The 23885-nt window shown below is 33.6% G+C and carries 19 protein-coding genes and 2 tRNA genes; 12 read left to right on the top strand and 9 right to left on the bottom strand.

Features of this window, described 5'->3' with window-relative positions; translation table 11 throughout:
- Window positions 1-17 precede the first annotated feature (17 nt).
- The 4 genes from BLV91_RS10475 to BLV91_RS10460 are packed head-to-tail and all read right to left on the bottom strand — an operon-like array spanning window position 18 to window position 5113.
- Window positions 18-1415 (bottom strand): TolC family protein, encoded by a 1398-nt coding sequence (locus tag BLV91_RS10475; RefSeq protein WP_091432815.1) that lies wholly within the window; start codon window positions 1413-1415, stop codon window positions 18-20.
- A complete protein-coding gene (locus BLV91_RS10470) occupies window positions 1415-2764 on the bottom strand; it encodes an HlyD family secretion protein (protein ID WP_091432812.1) in 1350 nt (449 codons plus the stop codon). Before BLV91_RS10470 ends, BLV91_RS10475 begins: the two co-directional genes overlap by 1 nt.
- Before the next feature lie 3 nt (window positions 2765-2767).
- Complete coding sequence (locus tag BLV91_RS10465) at window positions 2768-4432, bottom strand: peptidase domain-containing ABC transporter (protein ID WP_091432810.1); 1665 nt, start codon at window positions 4430-4432, stop codon at window positions 2768-2770.
- 3 nt (window positions 4433-4435) lie between these two features.
- Window positions 4436-5113: a TetR/AcrR family transcriptional regulator gene (locus BLV91_RS10460; protein ID WP_091432807.1), complete on the bottom strand. Its 678-nt coding sequence runs from the start codon at window positions 5111-5113 to the stop codon at window positions 4436-4438.
- Window positions 5114-5270: 157 nt separating this feature from the next.
- Between BLV91_RS10460 and BLV91_RS10455 the strand changes: the two genes are divergently transcribed.
- Window positions 5271-6509 carry a DUF445 domain-containing protein gene (locus BLV91_RS10455; protein ID WP_091432803.1) on the top strand — a complete coding sequence of 413 codons (1239 nt, stop codon included), beginning with the start codon at window positions 5271-5273 and terminating at the stop codon, window positions 6507-6509.
- A 60-nt stretch (window positions 6510-6569) separates the two neighbouring features.
- Here the strand turns inward: BLV91_RS10455 and gpmI are convergent, their stop codons facing one another.
- The 3 genes from gpmI to BLV91_RS10440 all read right to left on the bottom strand — a co-directional run bounded on the left by gpmI (window position 6570) and on the right by BLV91_RS10440 (window position 13237).
- The gene (gene gpmI / locus BLV91_RS10450; RefSeq protein WP_091432800.1) at window positions 6570-8087 is read right to left on the bottom strand and encodes a 2,3-bisphosphoglycerate-independent phosphoglycerate mutase; all 1518 of its coding nucleotides are present in this window, start codon (window positions 8085-8087) and stop codon (window positions 6570-6572) included.
- Window positions 8088-8227: 140 nt separating this feature from the next.
- Entirely contained in the window at window positions 8228-10645 is a 2418-nt protein-coding gene (locus BLV91_RS10445) for a DUF5916 domain-containing protein (protein ID WP_091432798.1), read from the bottom strand.
- A gap of 177 nt (window positions 10646-10822) precedes the next feature.
- Window positions 10823-13237 (bottom strand): DUF5916 domain-containing protein, encoded by a 2415-nt coding sequence (locus BLV91_RS10440; protein ID WP_091432796.1) that lies wholly within the window; start codon window positions 13235-13237, stop codon window positions 10823-10825.
- A 181-nt stretch (window positions 13238-13418) separates the two neighbouring features.
- On the opposite strand from BLV91_RS10440, the gene BLV91_RS10435 reads away from it, so the two are divergent.
- The 3 genes from BLV91_RS10435 to BLV91_RS10425 all read left to right on the top strand — a co-directional run bounded on the left by BLV91_RS10435 (window position 13419) and on the right by BLV91_RS10425 (window position 14992).
- A complete protein-coding gene (locus tag BLV91_RS10435; RefSeq protein WP_091432793.1) occupies window positions 13419-14135 on the top strand; it encodes a murein L,D-transpeptidase catalytic domain family protein in 717 nt (238 codons plus the stop codon).
- A gap of 585 nt (window positions 14136-14720) precedes the next feature.
- A tRNA-Gly gene (locus BLV91_RS10430) sits at window positions 14721-14793 on the top strand.
- A gap of 126 nt (window positions 14794-14919) precedes the next feature.
- Window positions 14920-14992, top strand: a tRNA-Gly gene (locus BLV91_RS10425).
- Window positions 14993-15025: 33 nt separating this feature from the next.
- Here the strand turns inward: BLV91_RS10425 and pepE are convergent.
- Window positions 15026-15733: a dipeptidase PepE gene (gene pepE, locus BLV91_RS10420; RefSeq protein ID WP_091432791.1), complete on the bottom strand. Its 708-nt coding sequence runs from the start codon at window positions 15731-15733 to the stop codon at window positions 15026-15028.
- Window positions 15734-15882: 149 nt separating this feature from the next.
- On the opposite strand from pepE, the gene BLV91_RS10415 reads away from it, so the two are divergent.
- The 7 genes from BLV91_RS10415 (at window position 15883) to BLV91_RS10385 (ending at window position 21908) form a co-directional block, all read left to right on the top strand.
- Window positions 15883-16653 (top strand): hypothetical protein, encoded by a 771-nt coding sequence (locus BLV91_RS10415; RefSeq protein ID WP_091432788.1) that lies wholly within the window; start codon window positions 15883-15885, stop codon window positions 16651-16653.
- Window positions 16640-17365, top strand: coding sequence for a hypothetical protein (locus BLV91_RS10410; RefSeq protein ID WP_091432785.1), 726 nt, complete (start codon window positions 16640-16642; stop codon window positions 17363-17365). The genes BLV91_RS10415 and BLV91_RS10410 overlap by 14 nt, the downstream gene beginning before the upstream one ends.
- Window positions 17355-18110, top strand: a complete 756-nt coding sequence (locus BLV91_RS10405; protein ID WP_245709669.1) for a BamP family beta-barrel-assembly machinery protein — start codon at window positions 17355-17357, stop codon at window positions 18108-18110. Before BLV91_RS10410 ends, BLV91_RS10405 begins: the two co-directional genes overlap by 11 nt.
- Window positions 18107-18610 (top strand): DUF6702 family protein, encoded by a 504-nt coding sequence (locus BLV91_RS10400; RefSeq protein WP_175513991.1) that lies wholly within the window; start codon window positions 18107-18109, stop codon window positions 18608-18610. The genes BLV91_RS10405 and BLV91_RS10400 overlap by 4 nt, the downstream gene beginning before the upstream one ends.
- Before the next feature lie 61 nt (window positions 18611-18671).
- The gene (locus BLV91_RS10395; RefSeq protein ID WP_091432782.1) at window positions 18672-20912 is read left to right on the top strand and encodes a M1 family metallopeptidase; all 2241 of its coding nucleotides are present in this window, start codon (window positions 18672-18674) and stop codon (window positions 20910-20912) included.
- A 106-nt stretch (window positions 20913-21018) separates the two neighbouring features.
- Window positions 21019-21345, top strand: a complete 327-nt coding sequence (locus BLV91_RS10390) for a Sec-independent protein translocase subunit TatA/TatB (RefSeq protein WP_091432779.1) — start codon at window positions 21019-21021, stop codon at window positions 21343-21345.
- Window positions 21345-21908 carry a phosphatase PAP2 family protein gene (locus tag BLV91_RS10385; protein WP_091432775.1) on the top strand — a complete coding sequence of 188 codons (564 nt, stop codon included), beginning with the start codon at window positions 21345-21347 and terminating at the stop codon, window positions 21906-21908. The genes BLV91_RS10390 and BLV91_RS10385 overlap by 1 nt, the downstream gene beginning before the upstream one ends.
- 183 nt (window positions 21909-22091) lie before the next feature.
- On the opposite strand, the gene BLV91_RS10380 is transcribed toward BLV91_RS10385, so the two are convergent.
- Complete coding sequence (locus BLV91_RS10380) at window positions 22092-22733, bottom strand: O-methyltransferase (RefSeq protein ID WP_091432772.1); 642 nt, start codon at window positions 22731-22733, stop codon at window positions 22092-22094.
- An 81-nt stretch (window positions 22734-22814) separates the two neighbouring features.
- Here BLV91_RS10380 and rlmN point away from each other — a divergent pair, with 81 nt between their 5' ends.
- Complete coding sequence (gene rlmN / locus BLV91_RS10375; RefSeq protein WP_091432769.1) at window positions 22815-23858, top strand: dual-specificity RNA methyltransferase RlmN; 1044 nt, start codon at window positions 22815-22817, stop codon at window positions 23856-23858.
- Window positions 23859-23885: the final 27 nt, after the last annotated feature.

Raw genomic sequence — 23885 nt, 5'->3', positions numbered from 1 at the left:
TACGATTTTAAAATTATTTAATCAGGATTGGCCATAATTTTAAAAAGTTCAGAATTGGAAATGAAATATCTGTTTTCTAAAGCAATTGATGCTAGTTGCGCACTGATCAAACTAGTCTCTCTGCTGTTTATCAAAAATAGGGAGCTTTCACCAAAAGAAAACAGTCGCTCCTCTGATTTTAGCATCATGGCATAGTCTTTTGCTAATGTTTTTATAATTTCATTTTGTTTTTCGAGGGAAATAATCTCCGTTTTTTGAGCACTTATTTTATTCGACAGTTGAACTTTTTCTAAATTTAAAAGGTATTCTGTTTCTTGGATTTTATATTGGGCTAATTTCAAACCTCCTCGTTCTTTTCTTAAAAACAGAGGGAAGTAAAAGTTTAAGCCTATTTTATAATCTTCAAATTGATAGTTATCAATATAACTCGGTTCAGCTAAATAGCTGTATCCAATATCGATTTTGGGTAAAAGCATGTTTGCTTTCAATTTTTTTTCAACAGTCAAAATTTCAATCTTATTTTCTAAACTATTAATTTTCGGATGACTTTCTAAAGTAAATTCGCTGTTTAATAAATCATTAGTTTTTAATGTTTCCTGAATCGTTCCCTCTAAATCTGACTCTGGACTGAGTGCGTCAGCAAGCTCAAGCGGAATGGAGTTGTCTAACCAGAGAAAATTAGACAATTCTAATTTAGCTTTGTTTAACTTTAGTTTAGAATCTTCAAGACTTAGCTGTCTGCTTTTTACACTTATTCCAGCTTCAATACTGTCAATTGCACGTTTGTCTCCCGCTTTTATTAAGGATTTGATGCCGTTAAACCTATTTTGTGCATTAGTATTATAGGTTTCATATAATTTCACTTCATTGAAGGTTTTCTTCCAATTAAAGTAAGCTATTGATGCATCATATAGAACGGCTATTGCTTGGAGCTTTCTCTCAGCCTGACTTAGTTTCATTTGGATTTTTGCCTTGCGCACATCAGCCATTCTTTGATTAATGAATAAACCTTGCCCTAAAGGAACTGTTATTCCTAATGAGGTTAAGCCTTTGTTAGGAACTGTGTTTTCGGGATTCAAATAGATTCCTTCATTGTTGTCGAATCCCGCTTTTATTTCGATTCCGTACCAAGTTGGGATTTTAAAACTACTGTTTAAAATCGAATAATATTCTTTGTCTTTGAATTGTTTTTCTTTAAAATCGACTTCAATTTTTGGGTCAAAACCACCACGAGCCATCATTAGATTAGCCTGTGCTTTGTTGATTTCCAGATTTGCATTCTTAACTAAGGGATGGTATTTTTTTACATATCCCAGAAACTCATTATAAGTAAACTCTTTAGATAGACTTTCGCTTGGCGCTTGACCAAAAGCAAGAGAGCCGAACAACAGTAAAATGATAAGAAGTGGTTTCATTATTTTTTCTCTTTAGCTGTTTTTGTGTCTGTTTTATAGTAATTTGGTGGAAACCCATTTAAAACTCGCCATACTTCAAACCAAATTGGTACGGTGTCAAGTAGGGCAATAGTTTCGGCACCCGAGCCAATACTGATTTTTTTCGGCCAAGCATCTTCCTCTTCATCTGGAGCAATCAATATTCTGTATTTTCCGTTGTCACTGATGAAATTTTCGATAGCAACAATTTTACCTCCAAAAGTCCCGTAAGAAGCATTTGGCCATCCCGAGAAAACAATAGTGGGCCATCCGTCAAACCAAACCCTTACTTTTTCGCCCCTGTTGATCAACGGCAAATCTATGGGGTCAACATAGGTTTCCACAGCAATATCATATTGTGCCGGCATGATGCTCACAATAGGAGTTCCTTCTTTTACAGTTTGGCCTATTCCGGCTTGTAAAATTCTGTTGACATAACCGCTTTGTGGTGCTTTGATATAGTACATTCCGTTTCTAATGCTATAATTAGCATATTGATTCTCTAGTTTGTTTACTTGTGCTTCGGTATCATATTGATTACTCAAAGCAGTGTATTGGTCACTTTGTGCTTTTGATGTTTTTTCGGAGTATTCAGCAGTAATTCGGTTTGTTTCTACTTTAGCATTGATATATTCATTTTTGCTACCTAAGAATTTATTTTCCTGAGTGATGATTTTAGCTTCAACTTCTTGTAATTTTAATCTTTTGTCTTCAACATCAGTCAAAGGTTTCAGTCCTTCATTATTCAATTGAACCGCACGATCATATTGAGTGTTCGCAATCTTAAGTTGTGTTTTTACGGCAACAAGATCTATGCTGTCGCTTTTTATTTTTAAAAGCGATTGTTTTATTTTGTTCTGTGCTTGTTCTAGTTTTAGCCTTTTTTCGCTTTCTATTGATTGAATTTGACTAGATAATGCAGTTACTTTTGAACCATACGATTCTAATGATGACTTTTTTGCACTGACTTGTCTCTTAGTGTTGGCTACTAAATTGGGATCCATATAGTCCTCTTTTATTTCTGAAATGAAAAGAATGGTGTCCCCTTTATTTACAAAATCACCTTCTTGAACATACCAGTTTTCTATTCGCCCAGAAATAACACTTTGTATCGATTGTGGTCTTTGATTGGGTTTTAAAGTAGTCACAGAGCCGGAACCAGAGATGTTTTGAGTCCAAGGAAGAAATAATATTAGTACGCCTAAAATACAAACAGATACGATAATTCTATTTAGGATCTTCGAATTTGAATTTACATTCAGATTTTTTATCGTTTCAAATTTCTCTAAACTTGGAGAATTCGTTTTATTGTTGTCAGATATGTTTAGCATAACCTAAAGGTTTTTTGAGTCTTGTTGAATACGTCCACTTTGCATGATAATTTCCCTATTGCATTTTGTTTTCCAATATGGATTTTTTGAAGAAACGATAATAGTCCATTTGTGTTCTTTGGCGGTAATGAAATCAATAATTTCGTTAGCCACTTTTTCATCCATCGTATCTGTTGGATCTTCGTAGAAAAGAATTTTTGGCTTATGAATTATGCTTCGTGCCAATAAAATTTTCTGCGCATTCGAAGAGGATAATTGTCTTCCTTCAGGGAATATGTGAGTGTCTAGACTTTTTGGTAAAGATTTAATAAAGTAAGTAAGTTGTACGCCGTCAAGCGCCCATTTCAAATCCTCTTGGCTAATGTTTTTATCGTTAAATGTTATGTTTTCCAAGTAAGTTCCCTCAAAAGGGGATTCTCCGTAAATGATGCTTCCTATTTGCGAACGGTACTGTTTTAAATCAATTTTTTTGAAAGTGTCGTCATTTATATAGAAACTTCCGGAGGTAGGTTTTAATAGTCCTGACAATACTCGAATCAGTGTTGTTTTACCAGAACCATTTTCGCCATTAATAAAAATTCGTTCGCCTTGATCAATTTTCAATGAGATGTCACTTAGAATGGTGTTTTTTGAATCCGGAAATTTGAATTGTATCTTTTCTGTTTCTAAGGTGATATCAGCGTAGCAATAGTTGGTACTTTCGTTATCGAATTCTTCTTCCAAACTTAAATCTGCTACTTGGCCAATTTTTTCTACAGATGTCAATACATCATAGAAAGTTTCCAAGCCAAGAATAATTTTCTCTACCGAATTGATTACTAATAAAATGATAATTTCAGCGGCGACAAACTGCCCAATATTCATTTGTTGTGAAACAACTAAAAAACCTCCAATTGAAAGTAAACTAGCTGTGATAATTACTTTAAAAATAATTAATTGGGTAAATTGTCTTTTTATAACGTTAAAATGTTTCTCTCGGTAATTTAGATATTCTGTAACTAAGTGGTCATTCTTTTGAAGACCAAAATCAAAATTGAGTTGATTTCTAAAACTGAAATTATTTCGAGCCATTTCTTGTAGCCATCCTGCTACTTTGTATTTGTTTTTTGACTCTTTTAAACTGGTTTCTAAACCCGTTTTATAAGATAGTTTAAAGATGAAGTAAAGTAAAATAATTAGCATTATACCAAATACAATAAAATAAGGATGGTATAGTGATAACAATATCACACCAAAAACAATCTGTAATAAGGCTGCAGAAAAGTCTATTAATAACTTAGAAGTTCCCTTTTGAATAGTGATTGTGTCAAAAAATCGATTGGCTAATTCTGGCGGGTACGTATTGTATAATTCTTCAAATTTAATTTTGGGTAGTCGTACTGCGAATTCAAATGAGGAGCGTACAAATATCTTTTGTTGTAAACTCTCTGTTATTCTTAGCTGCATTAAGGATAAAATTCCCACTAGTGCAACTCCCATTACCACTAGAAATATCAACACAATCCATGATACACTGACACGTCCTGATTGAATGAAATTGATAATGGCTTGAATACCTAAAGGGAGGGATAAACTTACTAATCCAGCAAATATGGCGTAAAAGAATAGCTGCGAGATGTCTTTTTTGTCGAGTTCTAATAAATTGTAAAATCTTTTTAATGGAGTCATTGTCTATTTATTTTTTAAAACTGTTGTAATGAGATTGATGTAAAAATCAGTTGGACTAATGTTTTCGTTGCAATTGGTAATCGTAGTTAAATGGTCTCTTAAAAAATGTTGATGCAGTGCACCCTCAATTATATTAGAAGCAAGGCTTTTTGCAAAAGGATAATCAGGATCTACTTCAATAATTAAATTGACAATTCTATTGATTACACTTTTATATATCAAAAAGAAACCTTCTTTGTTTTCTTCATCTACTTCTTTTGTTTGAAGTGTTTTTGTAAACTCGGATATTATTATTTTATTTAAAATTGATTCGTTGATATGTTTTGTTGCCTCATCATCTTCGATTTTTTCAGTAACAATTGTAATCGCTTTTTTTAGCTTTTCGAATGGATCTTCAATGTTGTTAGTAGCAAAAAATAGCTTATATTCCATCCAGCTCCAATACCACGAAGAAAGGTATAACATTAATTTATGCTTATTTTCAAAATAGCGATAAATTGAACTTTCGTTAGAACTAATTTTTTCTCCTAGTTTTTTGAATGTAAAATGATCAAACCCAATCGCGTCCATTAAAAGGATGCTTTCTTCAATTATTTTTTTTCCTAATATCGAAGTTTCAGGATCTTTTAAATAGATCTTTTCGTTGACTTGGATTTTAATATTTGTAAATAGGTCTCGCATATTTAATACTTATTTGTGCAAAGATAATAGTAATACTATCAATAAAAGCAGGTTTTTAGTATTTTTTTTTAAATTTATGCTTTCAGAAGAGTTCTAGTAGTGATAGATTAATAGGAACTAATCTGTAAATTAGCCTAAAATTTAAAAAGTAAACACCATGGCTGTGACTAATGAATCGGCTCTAGACAAAGTAGGTCAGTTAGCTAAAATGAAACGTATTGCATTGATAGTTTTGGGTCTTGCGGTACTTTGCTTTTTTGTAGGGCATTATTATAAAATAGCTTGGCTGAAGGCTTTTAGCGAGGCAGCTATGGTAGGTGGTATTGCTGATTGGTTTGCAGTAGTTGCGTTATTCAGGCATCCGTTAGGAATTCCTATACCACACACAGCATTAATACCGCAAAATAAAGATGCTATTGGTCAAAATTTAGGTGCTTTTGTTTCGGATGAGTTTTTGATTAAAGAAAAATTAGAAATAAAAATTGACGAGTTTAATTTTGCTGTCAAAGCAACTACCTGGCTTTCGGCTGAAGAGAATGCTACTAAAATAGCTGGTTTAGTGGTTGAAAATCTAATTCCAGGGATTCTTAAAACAGTAGATGATGAGGATGTACGACAATTTATTCAAACGCAATTTCAAGCTAAACTGCATGAAATGAATTTTGGAGAATGGGTTGCAATGGGGCTGGAATCTTTATCAAACAGCAAAAAGCAAGAAGAATTAATAAGTAATTTGCTTAGCATTTTGTCAGAGGAATTGCAAGTCAATAAGGAAGTTATTCGCGAAAAAGTAAAGTCATCTACACCATGGTATACCATGGGAATTGCGGATAAAAAGTTGGCTGATGGTATTTTTAATGGACTTTATGAATTCATCGACGAAGCTAGGGAACCGGATAGCTTAATACGAAAACGCATTGATTTATATGTAGTGAATTTTATTGATGAATTAAAGAACTCAGCTGAAATGCAACAAAAAGTAAATTCTTTAGTAATTGAATTTACGCAGAAGAAAGAAGTGCAAGATTACATAAGTTCTATTTGGGAGAACTTAAAAACTGCCGTTACAACTGATTTAGATAGGGGAGTTGACTCGAAAATAAAAGTAAGTTTGACTACTATGATTCGCAATTTTGGAAAAAATATTCAAGATGACCCTACTATGATTGCTAAAATTAATGATTTTGTAAAAATTGATTTATTAGGGGTTTTGATTCGGAATAAAAAAGCAATTGGTGATTTAATTGCCAATTCAGTTAAAAGTTGGGACAAAGAAGAAATCTCAAATAAACTCGAATTAGAAATAGGGAAGGACCTGCAGTACATTCGAATCAACGGAACAGTAGTAGGTGGTTTAGTAGGACTTTTGATATATGCTATAGAACAGTTTCTTTAAATAAAAAAAAGGCTACTCTTTTGAGGGAGTAGCCTTTGAATAAAATATATTTCGTTGTTCTTATAACAATGAATGTTGTGTCATAACTGCTGGTTTTTCAATGCCCATCAAATCTAGAATTGTAGGTGCAATATCACCCAGAACTCCATCGTGAACTTCTTTAAGATCTTTGTCAACCAGAATAAAAGGAACTGGGTTTGTAGTGTGTGCCGTGTTTGGGCTTCCGTCAGGATTCATCATCGTTTCACAGTTACCATGATCTGCAATTACAAGTACAGTATAGTCGTGTGCTAAGGCTGTCGTGATTACTTTCTCAACACATTTGTCTACCGCTTCACATGCTTTTATAGCTGCAGCCATAATTCCTGTATGTCCTACCATGTCACCATTGGCAAAATTAAGGCATACAAAATCAACATCTCCTTTTTCAAGCTCGGGAACCAAGGCGTCTGTTAGTTCAAACGCACTCATTTCAGGCTGCATGTCATAAGTAGCCACTTTAGGCGAATTTTTTAATATTCGTCTTTCTCCTCTAAAAGGGATTTCTCTACCTCCAGAAAAGAAAAAAGTAACGTGAGGGTACTTTTCTGTTTCTGCTATTCTGATTTGGGTTTTATTGTGTTTTTCTAAAACTTCACCCAGTGTTTCAGTGATATTGTCTTTGTTATACACCACTTTGACATTTTTGTATGTTTCATCATAATTAGTCAATGTAACGTAATACAAATTGAGTTTGTGCATGTTTTGTTCGTGAAAATCTTCTTGCGAAAGCGCTTCAGTCAATTCTCTTCCTCGATCCGTTCTGAAATTGAAGAATATAACAACATCTTCATCTTCGATTGTCGCAATTGGTTTTTCGTTATCATCTACTATTACGATAGGGTTGATGAATTCGTCAGTTATATTCTCGTTATAACTATTTTCGATTGTCGCAACCGCATTTTTAGAAGGTGTTCCTTTTCCGTTTACCAATAAATCATAGGCAAGTTTTACTCTTTCCCAACGTCTGTCACGGTCCATTGCATAATATCTCCCAATAACAGAAGCTATTTTTACAGTAGTATTTGAAATGTAGTTTTCTAAATTCTGAATGTAATTTTTTCCTGATTTCGGATCTACGTCTCTTCCATCTGTGAAAGCATGAACAAAAACATCTTTTAATCCATACTCTTGGGTTGCATCAATTAATCCGCGTAAGTGGGAAGTATGGGAGTGAACACCACCATCCGACACTAATCCTAAGAAGTGTACTTTTTTATTGTTGTCTTTAGCATATTGAAATGCGTCTTTCAGAACTTGTTCTTTAGCTAAAGTTTTATTGGCTACAGCCAAATTTATTTTAGCTAAATCTTGGTATACAATTCTACCAGCACCTAAATTCATGTGGCCCACTTCGCTATTTCCCATTTGTCCTTCTGGTAATCCTACATTAAGACCATCAGTTCTAAGTTGTGCGCTAGGGTAATTTTTATAAAGACTGTTTATAAACGGAATATGTGCATTGTCGATTGCGGATACTTTTGGGTCTGGAGATTTTCCCCATCCGTCTAATATCATTAGTATAACTTTCTTGTTCATTTTAAAATATTTTAAACAAAGATAAAGTATTTATAAAATCTTCTTAGTCAACAAAGTTACTATTATACATTCAGGAGAGAACCCATTAAAATAATATTAATTTTATGATGGATGAGGTCTTTTTTTAAAATTAATGCACCTTAGGATTTGCTTTTTAAGCTATTGTAGTCAATAAAATATTTTACACTTATAGAAAAAGCATGGCTTAAAGCGTCATTATTCAATAAATTGGTAACGTTCTTTTCAAAGTTTTTGTTAATAGTATTTTCGAAATTTGCGGCGTTATTTCGATATAGAATAGAAACTTGGCTACCTGGAGCAAACCACCAAGAGTACGATAAATCAAAATTCCAAGAATAAAAACTAGAGTTTTTGTTAGTGTTATAGTTTGTAAAATCAGTCAGTCTTCCGTTTTGTTCTAAAGATAAAAAGTTTTTGTTTTCTGCGTAAGACCAATATTGTCGCACAGCCAGATTGAAATTCATTTTGCTGCTGATCGAATATTTTCCTGAAATACTGTTGGAGTATGTAATTACGTTCCTATTAGCAAAAATAATGGATTCCGGTGTACTGCTGTTTAAATCATCATCGATGCTGTCTACAAAACCCTTATTGTTATTTCTTCTTTGGAATTCAAAATTATAGTGCAAGGAAAATTTATCGTTAAAACGGTATCTTGGTCCTAATGAGAATTCATAGGTACTTCTATCAGTTTCATTAAAAATAGAGTAGGAAGGGTTGAAATCAATTGCGAATTTATTATTGTAATTTGAGGAAATATATAACCATGCATTGTATTTTTCAGGAAGGATTACATATCTATTTTCTGCCCTTGCTTCGTAAAAATCGTACGACTCAAAAGGGTTTATGTTAACCCCAAATCCTACATAATGATTTTTTTTAGTGTCAAGGTTTAGATTTATGTTGATATTATTCGCTTGAATTTTCCCCGTTTCTTTATGAAACTGGGTATACATATTGTAATTTAATTTAAAGCTGTTGAAAAGGGTTGTTGGATTTAGGATTCTATAATTTGCATTTCCGTAAATCGAATAATAATTAGTTTCAAAATTAATACCTAAGTCATTGTTATCATACTCTTTAGAGACTAGGTCTGCGCCAAAACTATATCTATACTTTCCACTAGTTTCTGCAAAATTTAAAGTAGTGTAAATTCCTTTTTTGTCCTCCAGAGCATTGATGTAGCTGTATTTTAAATTTCCTGAAAGGTTATAGGTGTTCTTTTTAGTGTTCAAATCCCATACCAATGCAGAAACATTAGCATCGTTAAACGCTCCGTTTCTTGTAACATTAGTATTAATAAAGGAAATGGAAGAGTTTTTTCTGAAACGTTGATCTAATACCAGAACATTGTAATTTGATAAGGGTTCAACCTCTTGTCTTCGGGTTTCTTGTGTGTCTTTGTTTTGAATAGTAGCGTATGTTTTTTCAGTAACAGCATTTAGGATCCCAATTCCTAAACCTCCTTTTGTTCTTCCTGAAACTTTTAAAGCATTAATCAGGTTTACGCTTGACGGATTTTCAATAACTTCCTCATTGGCTGCTTTTGTAGGTTGTGAGGAAGGTCTTCCGCCTATTCTTCGAGAATATACTAAATCTCCTTTGCTAAAAAGGTCAGTTCCTTCGGTAAAAAAAGATCTATTCTCATTAAATTGCTGTTCAAAAGGACCTAAGTTTAAAATCTGGTCGTCGTATTTAGTTTGTCCAAAATCTGGTATTAAAATAGCGTCAAGAGTAAATGCATCGTTAATTCCGTATTTAATGTCTAAACCACCTTTAAGTGTTCCGTAGGTTTTTTGATTAGAATTAGCATTTACATAAAATGAAGAGTAGGGTAAAAGGAATAGTCTAGTAGGAGGTTTGATATTTTCAATTCCTTCAAGGACTCCAGATTGTTGTGTGAATGTCCCCACTTTTGAATCAATATAATTCCAAGTAAACTTTTGACGATCTCGTCTTATTTCCCTAAAAAAATTAAGACCCCAAGTTTGTTTCTTTTCTCCTGAGAAACGCAGTGCGGCGTATGGAATTCGCATTTCCACAACCCATCCAAAATCAGTTATTACTGCCTTACTTTTCCAAACAGCATCCCATGAATAGTCTTCGCCATTTGCATCTGTGGTGATACAATCTGCTTGTCCATCTGATGCGCAAACATAAAATTGAAAATCCTGCTGTCCATCATTAAATCCATTGATGAAAACGCCAAATAGATCAGAGGTTCCAAATTCGTCTCTTTTTGATATTTCTTTTAGGATTTTATTAGGCTCGTCATCATACATTGTTGCAGCTATATAAACAGCATCGTTGTCATAAATTACCTTAACGGTAGTTTTTTTATTCTCCGTAATGGGCTTTCCGTTGTCAGGGTGAAACATGATAAAGTTATCAGCTATAGGAGTTGTTTCCCAGATGCTCTCGTCAAGTTTTCCATCAATGGTAATGTTGCTTGCTGTAAACGTTGTTTTTAAGACTTTTTTTTGGCTATAGCCAAGGGCAGAAAAAAAGAGAATGACTATAAGAAATAATTTTCTCATGTAATTTTGATTGATGTGATGATTGATGAAATGTGATTCAATGTAGTAATAGACTATGCTTTTATGTATTTGTTACAGTTTTTTTTTGCAAAAAAATCCAATCGTAGTTTATTGGTAAAAAAAATGAGATTGATTACAAAACGTAATCAATCTCATTATAATAGCATGATGCAGTTATTAAAATTTGTTTTTTACTACGTTATAGTCAATAAAATAACGGAAACTAACGGATAAGATATTAGTCATATCTGCGTCAAAAACGTTTTTAAGATTAGCGTGGAAGTTCTTTTCTACATTATTAGACCCTATCTGTGTGTAATTACGATATAGTACTGAAAGTTCGCTTCCTGGAGCAAACCACCAAGAGTACGATAGGTCAAAGTTCCAAGAATTGAAATTTCTATTTTTATTCAAAGAATAATCATTGTTTGGATTAAGATATCCATTGTCCTGTAAAGTAAAAAAAGCATCGTTGTCAGAGTATGACCAATAATAGCGACCACTAAGATTTAAAGTCATCTTGGTGTTAATCGCATATTTACCGGTTATGTTATTTTGTAGAATTTCTCTATCTCTTTCGCCAAAAATAATGTCGGTATTATCAAATCCTACCCAGCCCCGGTCACTTATTTTCTTTGTGTACTGTACATCAAGAGCTAAAGAAAACTTATCGTTGAATCTATATTTGATGCCTCCATTTAGTAAATAAGTAACTCTTTGGTCTTCGTTAAATTTAGTTATTGCAGATTCAACCTCATAGGTGAAAGGCTTGTTTTGATTGGTCACAAAAGCAGCATAAACGGTAGCGCTTTTTGGGATGTATACAAATCGTCCATCTACACGAGGTTCGAAAAAATCAAAGCGGTCCAAAGGGTTTAATTGAAAAAGGAATTCAACGTAATTATTTTGTAAAGTAGTTGCCTTTATGGAAGTCTTGTACCAACCTTCTTGAGTTTTACCTGTTGTATTTTGTACTTCTAAATTTAATTCCTGCTCAATTTTAAATGTATTAAAGAATTTTGTTGGGTTTACAATTCTATAACTCCCATTTGCAAAAGCACTATGGTAATTAGTGTAAAAGATGATTCCAAGGTCATTTACATCGTAATTTTTAGAAATGTATTTTCCAGAAAGGAAGTACCTGTATTTTCCACTTGTTTTTGCGAAATTCAGCGATGTTTTGATACCGTCATAATCCTCGATGTCATTTACGGTGCTGTATTTTAGATCACCATATAAATTGTATGAATTTGCTTTGGTGCTCAAGTCAAACAAGGCTGCAGAAACATTTGCATCTCTAAAACCTCCATTACGAGTTGTGTTGGTATTCACAAAAGAGACCGATGAGTTTTGGTTGAACCGTTGGTCAAAAACCACGACATTATAGTTAGTCAATGGCTCTATCACTTCTCTACGTGTTTCTGTTATGACTTTATTTTCGTCATTGATTGTTGTTTTTTCAATTGTGGCGTATGTTTTTTCAGTGATGGCGTTCAGGAAGCCAATTCCCAATCCACCTTCTGTTCGTCCAGATATTTTTATCGCATTGATTAAATCAACGGTGCTTGGGTAGTTTGTGATTTCTTCATTAGCCGCAATTTCAGGTACAGAACTCGGTGAACCACCTATTCGCCTAGAATAAAATAGATTCCCAATATTAAATAAATTAGTTCCTTCGGTAAAGAAAGGCCTGTTCTCTTCCAGTTGTTGTTCAAAAGGGTCTAGGTATAAAATGGCGTTATCGAATTTTGTTTGGCCAAAATCAGGGACTAAAATGGCATCTAGGGTAAACGAATCATTAATTCCGTATTTAATATCAAGTCCAGCTTTGAAAGTTTTACCGGAGTCCAACTCGTTTTTTTGATAATAGAAAGAAGTGTAAGGGATAAAGAAAAGACGGGTTGGTGGTTTTATATTTTCTATTCCTTCAAGGATTCCTGCTTGGTTAGTTACGGAGCCAATTTTTGTATCAACATGATTCCAAGTGTATTTTTGAACATCTCGTTTGACTTCTCTCATAAAGTTTAGTCCCCAAGTTTGTTTTTGTAAGTTAGAGAATCGCAAAGCGGCATAAGGAATTCTCATTTCTACCACCCATCCGAAATCAGTTAGTGAAACGTTACTATCCCATATCGCATCCCAGGAATAATCTTCACCGTCCTTGGTCGCTACGCAGTCCATTTGACCTCCAGCGGCGCTTACATAAAACGTGTAATCTTGTTGGCCGTCATTGAATCCATTAATGGAAACGGAGAAATGATCAGAAATTCCAAAAACATCTCTATTGGTGATTTCTTTCTGTATTTTATCGGGTTCATTATCGTATAGTAGTGCCGAAATATAAATGGCATCGTTATCATATAAAACCTTTACTTCTGTTTTTTTATCTTCACTTATGGGTTTCCCGTTATCAGGTTCAAACATGACAAAACTAGTAGCTGTTTCTGGGTTAGCAACCCAGGCTCCTTCATTTATTTTACCGTCGATAGTAATGTTAGTTGTTGTAGATTTTGCAAAAAGGACTTTTTTCTGAGAATAGCTGGTTAAACTAAATAAAACGAAAAAAGGTAAAAGAAAATGGTTAAATTTCATTGGTTATTGTGATTTGGCGAATACAAAAATAGCATAATTAACATTAAATCAAAGTTTTGTTAGTTTTTAATATGGGTGAAATTAGAAGGGAAATGGTTAAAAATACCTTAAAACATCCAATTTTGTTCTTGGATTAAGTATTTTTTTGGTACTTTTGCAATTCATAATATAATAAAAATCAATGATATACAAAATTTGCCCTGCTGTATTGTTATTAATTCTTTCGTTCTCTCCAAGCAAATACATATTCTCTGAGACTAAAAATGTAAAAGAAATTGCAAAAGTTGTAAAGACGAATTCCGAAACGAATGAAGAAACCATTTATAATAGTTTAAATTCAAATCAATTTGCCCTACCTAAATTGGAAAGCTTCACAGAGGCTTTGAAAGGTTTTTATATTTTAAAAGAAAAAGGCTTAGTAACTAAAAATATTTTGACGCTGATTGATTTTAGCATGTCATCTAATTCTAAAAGACTTTGGGTAATCGACTTGACTACAAATACAATTTTGTACAATTCTTTAGTTGCTCATGGAAGAAACACAGGGAATGAATTTGCAACTAGTTTTTCAAATTCGGCCGAATCTTTCAAAAGTAGTCTTGGATTTTATGCTACAGGAGAAATCTATAGTGGGAAACATGGAAAGTCTCTAAAACTAGATGGCTTAGAAAAAGGCATAAATAGTAATGCTAGGGAAAGAGCAGTTGTTATTCATGGAGCTGATTATGTTTCAAATTCATTTATTCAAAACAATAAAAGACTAGGAAGAAGTTTAGGTTGCCCAGCCCTTCCTTTAGAGTTGACAGATAAGATAATTCAAACAATAAAAGATAAGTCTTGTTTGTTTATATATTTTCCTTCTGACACTTACAAGGTGGCTTCTAAATTTGTTTCTTGATTTTTAAAATAGGGTAAGCTTTTAAAGCTTCCTCATATTACAATAGTTATTACAGAAGAGTCTTTAGTTAAAATTGTTAATCAGCGATTTTAATTAAAGGCTTTTTTCATTAGACAAAATAGACTATTCGTTTAGTATGGTTCTGAATACTGTACTGTATGTGTTTTATCAAATGCTTTCTATTTCGAATGTGTAATCAGTGCTTTGCTAAATCTTTATTGTTTTCAAGAACTGTTATTGGTCATCTTTGATATTTTTTTTTAAAATAGGAGTGTTTTTGTATATATCGAAGACACAGCAGCTAATTTTTTGTTGATTTTTCGAATAAAACTAGCTGTAGTCGTCAAATTAAGAACGTCAAAGTGTCAATTGATGCTTAGTTCTCCTTGTTGAAGGAGTTCATTTTTGAATAAATAGGTGGTAGAAGCTGTTGTTTTTGTAATAATATAAAGATTGATGAAAAATAATTAGACTGTAACAATTTAATTTTAAAATGATTAGAATTAAAGGTAGTTTTTCTTTAAAAATTTAGGTTAAAAAACTTGTTTCAAAGCTAACTTATTCTCTATATTTGCACTCAGTAATGCGAAAGTAGCTCAGTTGGTAGAGCTCCAGCCTTCCAAGCTGGTTGTCGCGAGTTCGAGCCTCGTCTTTCGCTCTATAAAGAAATCCGAAACGATTGTGTTTCGGATTTCTTATTTAAGTTTTTGAAGCCTCACTTTTTAAAAACTTTAAAAAAAATTTGCATGAGATAGATTATTTTGTATCTTTGCAGCCTGTTAATGCGAAAGTAGCTCAGTTGGTAGAGCTCCAGCCTTCCAAGCTGGTTGTCGCGAGTTCGAGCCTCGTCTTTCGCTCTTTAAAGCCGAAACATTTATGTTTCGGCTTTTTTATTTGATATAACTCACATCAGTTTCGCTTTCAATTTCCTCTGCAACTTGATTTTGTCTAAAAAGACGAGCCGATAAATTTCCTTTTAAAAGTATTTTCGAACCTTTTACATCAAGCCAACTTCCTTCTCTTAATCCTAAAACAGGGATTGTGTTATAAGCATGGAATTCTTTGATTCTAGTTTCTCGAGTCTCTCCCATGTGTTTTGATTGAGTGTCAGGATCTAGGTAATGTGCGTTTATATTAAAAGGTATTACTCCTGTAGTTTGAAAACTTGGAGGGTATACAATAGGCATGTCATTCGTGTTTTGCATGCTTAGTCCACAAATTACACTTCCTGCACTTGTCCCTAAATAAGGAGTTCCTTTTTTAATGGTTTGACTAAGTACAGTCATGATGTTGTTTCTGTATAATTCATTGACTAGTACAAAAGTGCTACCGCCTCCTGTAAAAATGCCTTCAGCATTTTCAATTGCTGAGGTAGCATTTTCAAATTCATGAATTCCTTTTACGGCAATGTTTATTTTGGCGAAAGCCAAAGATGCTTTGGCAGTGTATTCCTCATGGGTTATTCCGCTAGGTCTTGCGTAAGGGATGAAGAGGATGGTTTTGCAGTTCTTGAAATGCTTGCTTAATTCAGGTAATAGGTATTCTAAATATTCGCCCCCATGTATAGTTGAGGTACTTGCTATAATTATGTTTTTCATTTTATATTGAATTTAATACGTTAAAGATATAAAATCAGGCTACTTATTTGGCTTATTTTTTATTAACATTTTTTTACCATGTCCTTAGTAATTAATTTGGAAAGGCTTAGGATACTTTTACAGCTAATGAATATTTGAATGTAATCACTATGCAAATCGGTAAATTTAGTTGTGTCTTTTTCGTTTTATTTGCCACTGCAGCTTTAGCACAAACAGCGATTCTGAGGAAATTAAGGGGAAAGGTCAGGACTGATTATGCAACTCCGGAAGGTTTCTACGTAATAAACTTAAAAACGGAACAAGCGGTGATTACTGATGACGGTGGTTATTTTTCAATACCGGCTATTGTTGGAGATACGCTGTTGTTCTCGGCAGCACAATTTAAGGGAATGCGAGTTGTCGTGAATTCTGATGATTTTGGAGAAGAATTATTTTTGGTAAAAATGGAACCTATAATGAACCAATTGAACGAGGTTGTAATCAAACGATATAACAATATCAATGCGGTTTCCTTGGGGATTATCCCTGCAAATCAAAAATCCTATACCGCGGCAGAGCGTAAATTAAAAACGGCAACTCGTCTTAATCCAACTGCTAGCGCTGGAAGTATGGCGGGAGGTTCGATCTCCGCAGACCCTTTGTTTAATTTAATTTCTGGGAGAACGGCTATGCTCAAAAAAGAGCTTATAGTTGAAAAGAAAGAAACCTATCTAGCAATGTTAGATGAGATGTTTGATATGGACCATTATATTAATAAATTTAAAATACCTTTAGATTACGTAAAAGGTTTTAAATATTATGCGGTTGATAATGATAAATTTACAAAGATTTTAAATCAAAAGAATATAACCACTACAGAGTTTTTGTTAGGAGAGCTAGCAACAAAATATAAAGAAATAATTGCCCGTGAGAACAAATAATACTTTCCTCTTTTTTCTTTGTTTACTTTCTCAGGTTATTTTTGGTCAAATTGTTGACGAAATAAAAATTCGTGGAATAATTGAAGTTGATTCAATTTCTGCAGAAGGAGTGAATATTGTTAATCTAAGAACAGATCAGTCTACTTCTTCTAATAAGGAAGGGGTGTTTTACCTTTTTGTAAAAGAAGGTGATCTTTTAGCGTTTTCTGCTGTAAATCTCGTAACTTTACGTAGAAGGCTAACCAAAGATGAAATCTTGAAAAATAGTATTATAGTAAAAATGGTAGCAAACAGTATTCCATTGAAAGAAGTAATCGTCAATGGTGATTCTAGAATCAGTGCTGAAAATTTAGGGATTATCCCTTACAATCAAAAAAAATATACCCCTGCCGAAAGAAAATTATATACTGCAAGGTCTGGATTGTTAGATCGACCTTTGAATTGGATGTCTGGAAGAACTGCGATGCTTAAAAAAGAAGTTGCAGCAGAAAAGAACGAGCGATTGATGTATAGACTCGAATATTTTTTTGGTGATAGATACTACATTGAGACGCTTAAAATCCCAGAAGATTATATAAGAGGGTTTCAATATTATTGCATTGAAGATATTGATTTTGTTGAAGCTTTAAATGCTAAGAACAAAACATTGTCCATGTTTCTGATTATTACTTTAGCTGAGAAATATAATAAAATCATAGCAAATGAAAACTAAAATACTATTAATACTCGTGAGCCTGTTCAGTCAATTTTGCTTTAGCCAAGTTAATTCTCGAATACCGCTAAAAGGTCAAGTAAGAAACGATTTAGTGGCTGTGGAAAATGTGATTGTATTTAATGTCAATTCTCAAACTGGTACAGTTGTCAATAATTATGGTTTCTTTTCTATTATGGCTAAGGTTAACGATACCTTAGTTTTTTCAAGTTTGGCGTTTAAATCTAAAAGAATTGTTCTTTCAGAAAAAGAATTTATTGTTCCTCAGCTTGTGGTAAAAATGGATATTTTTACTAATGAATTAGCCGAGGTGCTTATTTTGGCTAAAAAAGATGTGAACCCAATATCAGGAGGGACTCAAAAATATGTGGACATGAAGTATTTTGATGATGAACGATCGTCACCTAAAAACATGGTTATGCCTCGTGACGGAAGTATTGAAATGGGGATGGACTTCGTGCGTATTTATAAAGATGTTTTAAAAATATTAAGAAAAAACAACCCTGAAAAATCTGATTTCTATAAGGATACTAGTTTTTCAGAGCTTGCTTTGAATAGAGTGAATTATTCTTTCTTTGCCAATACCTTAAAATTAAAAGATGATGAAATCAAGCTCTTTCTAGTTTTTTGCGAGAATGACCCCAGATCGAGAACGTTGATGGCTCCGAGTGACGAATTTCAATTAATTGATTTCCTTGTTTCAAAAAACAAGGAATACAAAAGAATCACTACTTTTGAAAAATGAAAAAAACAATCTTCTATTTATTTTTCGCTGTCTTTTTTGTGACATTAACCTCATTTAGTGTCCATAAATTCTACATGGGTATTTACCAAGTTAATTATGCGCCTGAAAAAAAAATGCTTCAAATTACAACTAGGATTTTTGTGGATGACCTAGATAAAGCACTTGAAAAAAAATACAATAAAAAACTACATCTAGCAACGGATTCAGAATCGTCTGCAGAAGTGGTTTTGCTTAAAAAATACCTAGCGGAGAAATTTTCGATTAAGATAAATGGAAAACCCAGTCCTATGAAATTTTTGAGTAAGGAAATGGAGGGAGATGTTCTTGTTTGTTATTTAAGTATAAACGGGGTCTCTAAAATCAATTCTCTAGAAACCTATAATTCAGTGTTAATTGACTGGAATACAGAGCAACAGAACATTACGCATTTTACTATATTAGGTGAGAAGCAAAGTTTTCTTTTTACGGAATCTGTGACCAAACAGATGTTAAAATTCTGATAAAATAATGCTAATTTGGTAAAAAATAGTATTTTCACGGACTAATTAGTTAATCCTACCCATGAAAAAAATCATTTTATTTTTTATTCTTCCAGTAGCTTTATTTGCGCAAGAAAAAACATCAACCGTAACTCCTAAACAAACAGGTAAGTACGATACTAATAAATTTAGTCAGATGTATGATTTACTGGCTACACCCAATATGTTTCGTACAGCATCTGGTGCGCCAGGACCAGCTTACTACCAACAGCAAGCTGACTATAAAATTGATATCGAGTTAGACGATAAAAAAGCAAAACTAAGCGGTTCTGAAACCATTACTTACTACAATAACTCACCTGATAATCTAGAGTATCTGTGGATACAATTGGATCAAAACCAAGCGGCCAAAGATTCTGAATCTCCATTGTCAGAAAGTGAAAGAATGGATCAGACCTTTCCAGCTGCAAATTTTGCGAATAAGTTTTTGAAAAAAGATTCAGAGCGCGGTTTTAATATAGAGTATGTAAAAGATGCTAAGGGTAATGCAATGTCTTATACTATAAACCAAACTATGATGAGAATCAATTTGGCTACACCAATGAAGCCAAACTCGACTATCTCATTCTCTATAAAATGGTGGTATAACATCAATAATTATCAGCAAGAAGGAGGCCGTTCTGGTTACGAATTGTTTGAAAAAGAAGGAAATAGATTGTATGTGATTGCTCAATTCTATCCTAGAATGGCAGTGTACAATGATGTGGAAGGATGGCAAAATATGCAATTCTGGGGAAGTGGAGAATTTGCTTTGCCTTTTGGAGATTTTGACGTAAATATTACTGTTCCTGCTGATCATGTTATGGAAGCGACAGGAGAGTTAATGAATAGAAGTGAAGTTTTCACTCCAGCACAGGTTAAAAGATATGAATTGGCACAAAAATCTTTTGATAAGCCAGTAGTTATTGTAACTCAAGCGGAAGCAGAAGCAGCTGAAAAAGGTTTTTCTGACAAGAAAAAAACATGGAGATTTAGCGCTAAAAATGTTAGAGATTTTGGAATTGCTACCTCAAGAAAATTCATATATGATGCGATGGCAGTAAAACTAGATAGTAAAGTTGTAATGGCAGCTTCAGTTTATCCTAAAGAAGCGAATCCGCTTTGGGGTGAAACATCTACAATTACTGTTGCGCATACTTTAAAAAGCTACTCTTCACATACGTTTGATTATCCTTATCCAAAAGCGGTATCTGTATCAGCAGAGGATCAAGGAATGGAGTATCCTATGATTTGTTGGAATTTTGGTCGTCCAGATGCAAATGGAGTAACTAGCGATCAAATTAAAAACGGAATGATGGGAGTTGTAATACATGAAGTGGGACATAACTTTTTCCCAATGATTGTAAACTCTGATGAGCGTCAATGGACTTGGATGGATGAAGGTTTGAACTCATTTATGGAGTTTATGGCAGAACAGGAATTAGGGACAAATTTCCCTTCTAGACGAGGTCCTGCTAAAAACATTGTTCCTTATATGAGCGGAGATCAAAAATTCCTAGAACCTATAATGTCTAACTCAGAAAGTATTATTCAGTTTGGTAATAATGCATACGGTAAACCGGCAACTGGACTTAATATCCTAAGAGAAACTATCATGGGTAGAGAATTGTTTGATTATGCTTTTAAAGTGTACGCAAACCGTTGGAAATTTAAACACCCAACTCCAGAAGATTTTTTCAGAACTATGGAAGATGCGTCTGCCGTAGATTTAGACTGGTTCTTTAGAGGTTGGTTTTACTCAACTGATTTTGTAGATATTGGAATCAATGACGTAAAACAATATTATGTTACTGAAACTCCTACAGCAGCATTAAAAAATGCTAAAGTAAGAAAAGGACGTTTTGGTCTTGATCCTGGTCCATTTGTTTATTTAGTAGAAGAAAACAATTCAGAGTTGAAATCAAACCAAAAGAAAGCATTAAAAATCGAGGATGTACAATTACTTTCTGATTACGTAAGTACTCTTTCTGCTGAAGAAAAAGGAACTTTAAAATCACCAAAATACTTCTACGAGGTAGAGTTCAATAAACCAGGTGGTATGATAATGCCTATTCTTGTTGAGATCACTTACGAAGATGGAACGGTGGATAATTATAAATATCCAGCGCAAATTTGGAGAAAAAGCAATGACAGCGCGAAGAAAGTATATGCTACTGAAAAAGCAATCAAGAAAATTCAAATTGACCCAAAATTAGAAACAGCAGATATTGATGTGACTAATAACACTTGGCCAAAAAGTGAACAAAAAAGCAAATTTGATTAAATTACAGATATAAAAAAAGACTCTTTTAAGAGTCTTTTTTTATGAAAAATTTAAAAGGCAGGAATTCAAAATTTGGTATCTTTGCGCTAATAAAAAAAATAACAATATGTTTGGAATTGGAGGAGGAGAGTTAGTTTTTATCATGTTTATTGTATTGATGCTTTTTGGTTCTGATAAAGTGCCTGAAATGGCAAGGAGTATGGGTAAAGCGATGGCTCAACTTAAAAATGCAACTAACGATATAAAAAGCGAAATCCAAAAAGGAGTTGAGGCCAATGGTCTTGATGCAAAGTCCTTGTCAGATATGACTGGGAATATAAATTCCCAAATTAGCAAAGCTAAAGAAGACCTATTGGGAGACACGATAACGCAAGCTACAAAGGTTAAAGAAGATATTGAAGAAGCTACAGGACCTGTAAAACGTCAAAGGTAATGATAGAAAAAATACTATCGCTAGATACTGAATTGCTCATTTATTTAAACAATTTAGGGTCTGAACAATATGATTGGCTTTGGTTGATGATCACTAAACAACTAAATTGGCTGCCTTTATTTTTACTGCTGTTATATGTTATTTTTAAAAAACTAGGCACAAAGCAAACCCTGTATTTACTATTGTTTGTAGCACTTTTAATAGCATTCACGGATCAAGCTACAAACTTGGTTAAAAATGGATTTCAAAGACTGCGACCTTGCGCTGATCCTAATGTTAACACCTTTATTAGAGTCGTGCAATTCAGGGGATCTTTCAGTTTCTTTTCTGGTCACGCGGCAAATTCTATGGCGGTAACCTTGTTTCTGTATCTGAATTTAAAACACTATTCTAAATATTTTTATTTTCTCTTTTTATGGCCATTAATCTTTGCTTATAGTAGAATTTATTTAGGGCTACATTACCCTGTCGATATATTGTCTGGGTATTTGTTTGGCGTATTTTCAGGATTTATGTTTTATAAATTACACCAAGCCGCACAAAAAAAATATTTCCCAGTATAATTTTAAGGAGCTATTTCCAGCTGTCCATTTCAATCTTCTAGATTATAATGGTTTTTTCAATAACAAAAAAAAGAGCTTCCGCCGGTCGCTCTTTTTTTGTTTAGAAAAAATTCATTTTAATCCATAAGGATTTCCATTTCCATCTGGGCTATCTAATATTGATGTGCTAGAAAAATATTGAATCTAAAGAATTCTGGTCACTGTCAATCCATCACGAATGGGTAATAGAACGGTTTCAACTCTAGGATCATTTATTAATAACTTATTATAGTCTATGAGCACTTTTGTGCTTATGTCTTTTGGGTTTAATGGTTCCAGTACTTTTCCGCTCCAGAGCACATTGTCAGATAAGATGACGCCGCCTTTATTCATTTTTGGGACTATCATTTCAAAGTAGTTGATATAATTCTCCTTGTCAGCATCTATAAAAACCAAATCAAATTTCACATCCAAGTTTGGAATTATGTCAGTTGCTTCACCTAAATGCTGTACTATTTGTTTTCCCCAAGGTGATTTGTCAAAATGTTTTCGTTGGAAATCAACCAACTCTTCTTTGATGTCGATCGTGTGTAATTGACCGTTATCTTGCATTCCTTCGCACAAACATAAAGCCGAATAGCCAGTATAGGTGCCAATCTCGAGGATGTTTACCGGTCTGATTAATTTGGATAACATACTTAAAATACGTCCTTGAAAATGGCCGCTTAACATTCTAGGTAATAGTATTTTTTGGTAGGTTTCTTTGTTTAAAGCAGCCAATAGTTCGGGTTCCTTTCCGGAATGTTTCTCGATATAGTCTTCTAATTCTTGGGAAATGAAATGCATTTTTTGAGTTTTTTTCAATTTGGCTCAAAGTTATTAAATTATCAAAACAACAAATCAACAAATAGTCATTAAATTTGCAGCATGCAAATCGAGAAAAAAGACATACGAGCAGTATCAAAAGAACAATTACGCGAATTTTTTGTAACCAGTGGAGACAAAGCATTTCGTGGGAATCAAGTGTATGAATGGTTATGGAGTAAGGGGGCACACAGTTTTGAGGATATGACTAATATCTCTAAGGAAACACGTGCGATGTTAGAGAGTAATTTTGTTATCAATCATATTAAAGTGGATACCATTCAACGTTCTGAAGACGGAACCATAAAAAATGCAGTACGTTTGCATGATGGTTTAGTGGTAGAATCTGTTTTGATCCCTACTAATACCAGAACAACGGCCTGCGTTTCCAGTCAAGTAGGTTGTAGTTTGGACTGTAGTTTTTGCGCAACAGCGCGATTAAAAAGAATGAGAAATTTGGAACCTGGCGAAATTTACGATCAGGTAATTGCCATAGACAAAGAAAGTCGTTTGTACCACAATCATCCGTTATCTAATATTGTTTTTATGGGTATGGGCGAGCCATTGATGAATTACAACAATATGATGAAGGCCATCGAAATGATAATTTCACCTGAAGGCTTAGGGATGTCTCCTAAGCGAATTATGGTTTCGACTTCAGGAGTTCCAAAAATGATTAAAAAATTAGCGGATGACGATGTCAAAATAAAGCTTGCCGTGTCACTGCATTCTGCTATTGACGTGATCCGTTCTAAAATAATGCCTTTCAGTAAAAATTTTCCATTGGCAGATTTACGCGAATCCTTGGAATATTGGTACAGAAAGACCAAGAGTAAAATTTCTTATGAATACGTGGTATGGAAAGATATCAATGATAATCAGGAGTCGATAGATGCATTAGTAAAATTCTGTAAATATGTTCCCTGCAAAGTAAATTTGATAGAATATAACCCTATTGATGACGGTGAGTTTCAACAAGCCTCTGAAGAAGCAATAAATGCTTACATAAAAGCCTTAGAAGCAAGCGGAATTGTTGTGAAAGTGAGACGAAGTCGTGGTAAAGATATCGATGCTGCCTGCGGTCAATTGGCTAACAAGGAAGCTTAAAAAATAATAATTTAAAAAGTGGTTTAG

Origin of the sequence: Flavobacterium degerlachei (assembly GCF_900106645.1) — a bacterium.
Classification (GTDB): Bacteria; Bacteroidota; Bacteroidia; order Flavobacteriales; family Flavobacteriaceae; genus Flavobacterium; species Flavobacterium degerlachei.
The sequence above is the reverse complement of the archived record's forward strand: the minus strand, read 5'-3'. Positions and strand labels throughout refer to the sequence as shown.

Bases quoted from the DNA above. Each gene is read 5' to 3' on its own strand.
- rlmN (WP_091432769.1), top strand. From the start codon at position 22,815: ATGCAAATCGAGAAAAAAGACATACGAGCAGTATCAAAAGAACAATTA.
- BLV91_RS10405 (WP_245709669.1), top strand. From the start codon at position 17,355: ATGAAAACTAAAATACTATTAATACTCGTGAGCCTGTTCAGTCAATTT.
- BLV91_RS10415 (WP_091432788.1), top strand. From the start codon at position 15,883: ATGCAAATCGGTAAATTTAGTTGTGTCTTTTTCGTTTTATTTGCCACT.
- BLV91_RS10465 (WP_091432810.1), bottom strand. From the start codon at position 4,432: ATGACTCCATTAAAAAGATTTTACAATTTATTAGAACTCGACAAAAAA.
- BLV91_RS10460 (WP_091432807.1), bottom strand. From the start codon at position 5,113: ATGCGAGACCTATTTACAAATATTAAAATCCAAGTCAACGAAAAGATC.
- BLV91_RS10390 (WP_091432779.1), top strand. From the start codon at position 21,019: ATGTTTGGAATTGGAGGAGGAGAGTTAGTTTTTATCATGTTTATTGTA.
- BLV91_RS10380 (WP_091432772.1), bottom strand. From the start codon at position 22,733: ATGCATTTCATTTCCCAAGAATTAGAAGACTATATCGAGAAACATTCC.
- BLV91_RS10445 (WP_091432798.1), bottom strand. From the start codon at position 10,645: ATGAGAAAATTATTTCTTATAGTCATTCTCTTTTTTTCTGCCCTTGGC.
- gpmI (WP_091432800.1), bottom strand. From the start codon at position 8,087: ATGAACAAGAAAGTTATACTAATGATATTAGACGGATGGGGAAAATCT.
- BLV91_RS10455 (WP_091432803.1), top strand. From the start codon at position 5,271: ATGGCTGTGACTAATGAATCGGCTCTAGACAAAGTAGGTCAGTTAGCT.
- BLV91_RS10435 (WP_091432793.1), top strand. From the start codon at position 13,419: ATGATATACAAAATTTGCCCTGCTGTATTGTTATTAATTCTTTCGTTC.
- BLV91_RS10395 (WP_091432782.1), top strand. From the start codon at position 18,672: ATGAAAAAAATCATTTTATTTTTTATTCTTCCAGTAGCTTTATTTGCG.
- BLV91_RS10440 (WP_091432796.1), bottom strand. From the start codon at position 13,237: ATGAAATTTAACCATTTTCTTTTACCTTTTTTCGTTTTATTTAGTTTA.
- pepE (WP_091432791.1), bottom strand. From the start codon at position 15,733: ATGAAAAACATAATTATAGCAAGTACCTCAACTATACATGGGGGCGAA.
- BLV91_RS10475 (WP_091432815.1), bottom strand. From the start codon at position 1,415: ATGAAACCACTTCTTATCATTTTACTGTTGTTCGGCTCTCTTGCTTTT.
- BLV91_RS10400 (WP_175513991.1), top strand. From the start codon at position 18,107: ATGAAAAAAACAATCTTCTATTTATTTTTCGCTGTCTTTTTTGTGACA.
- BLV91_RS10470 (WP_091432812.1), bottom strand. From the start codon at position 2,764: ATGCTAAACATATCTGACAACAATAAAACGAATTCTCCAAGTTTAGAG.
- BLV91_RS10385 (WP_091432775.1), top strand. From the start codon at position 21,345: ATGATAGAAAAAATACTATCGCTAGATACTGAATTGCTCATTTATTTA.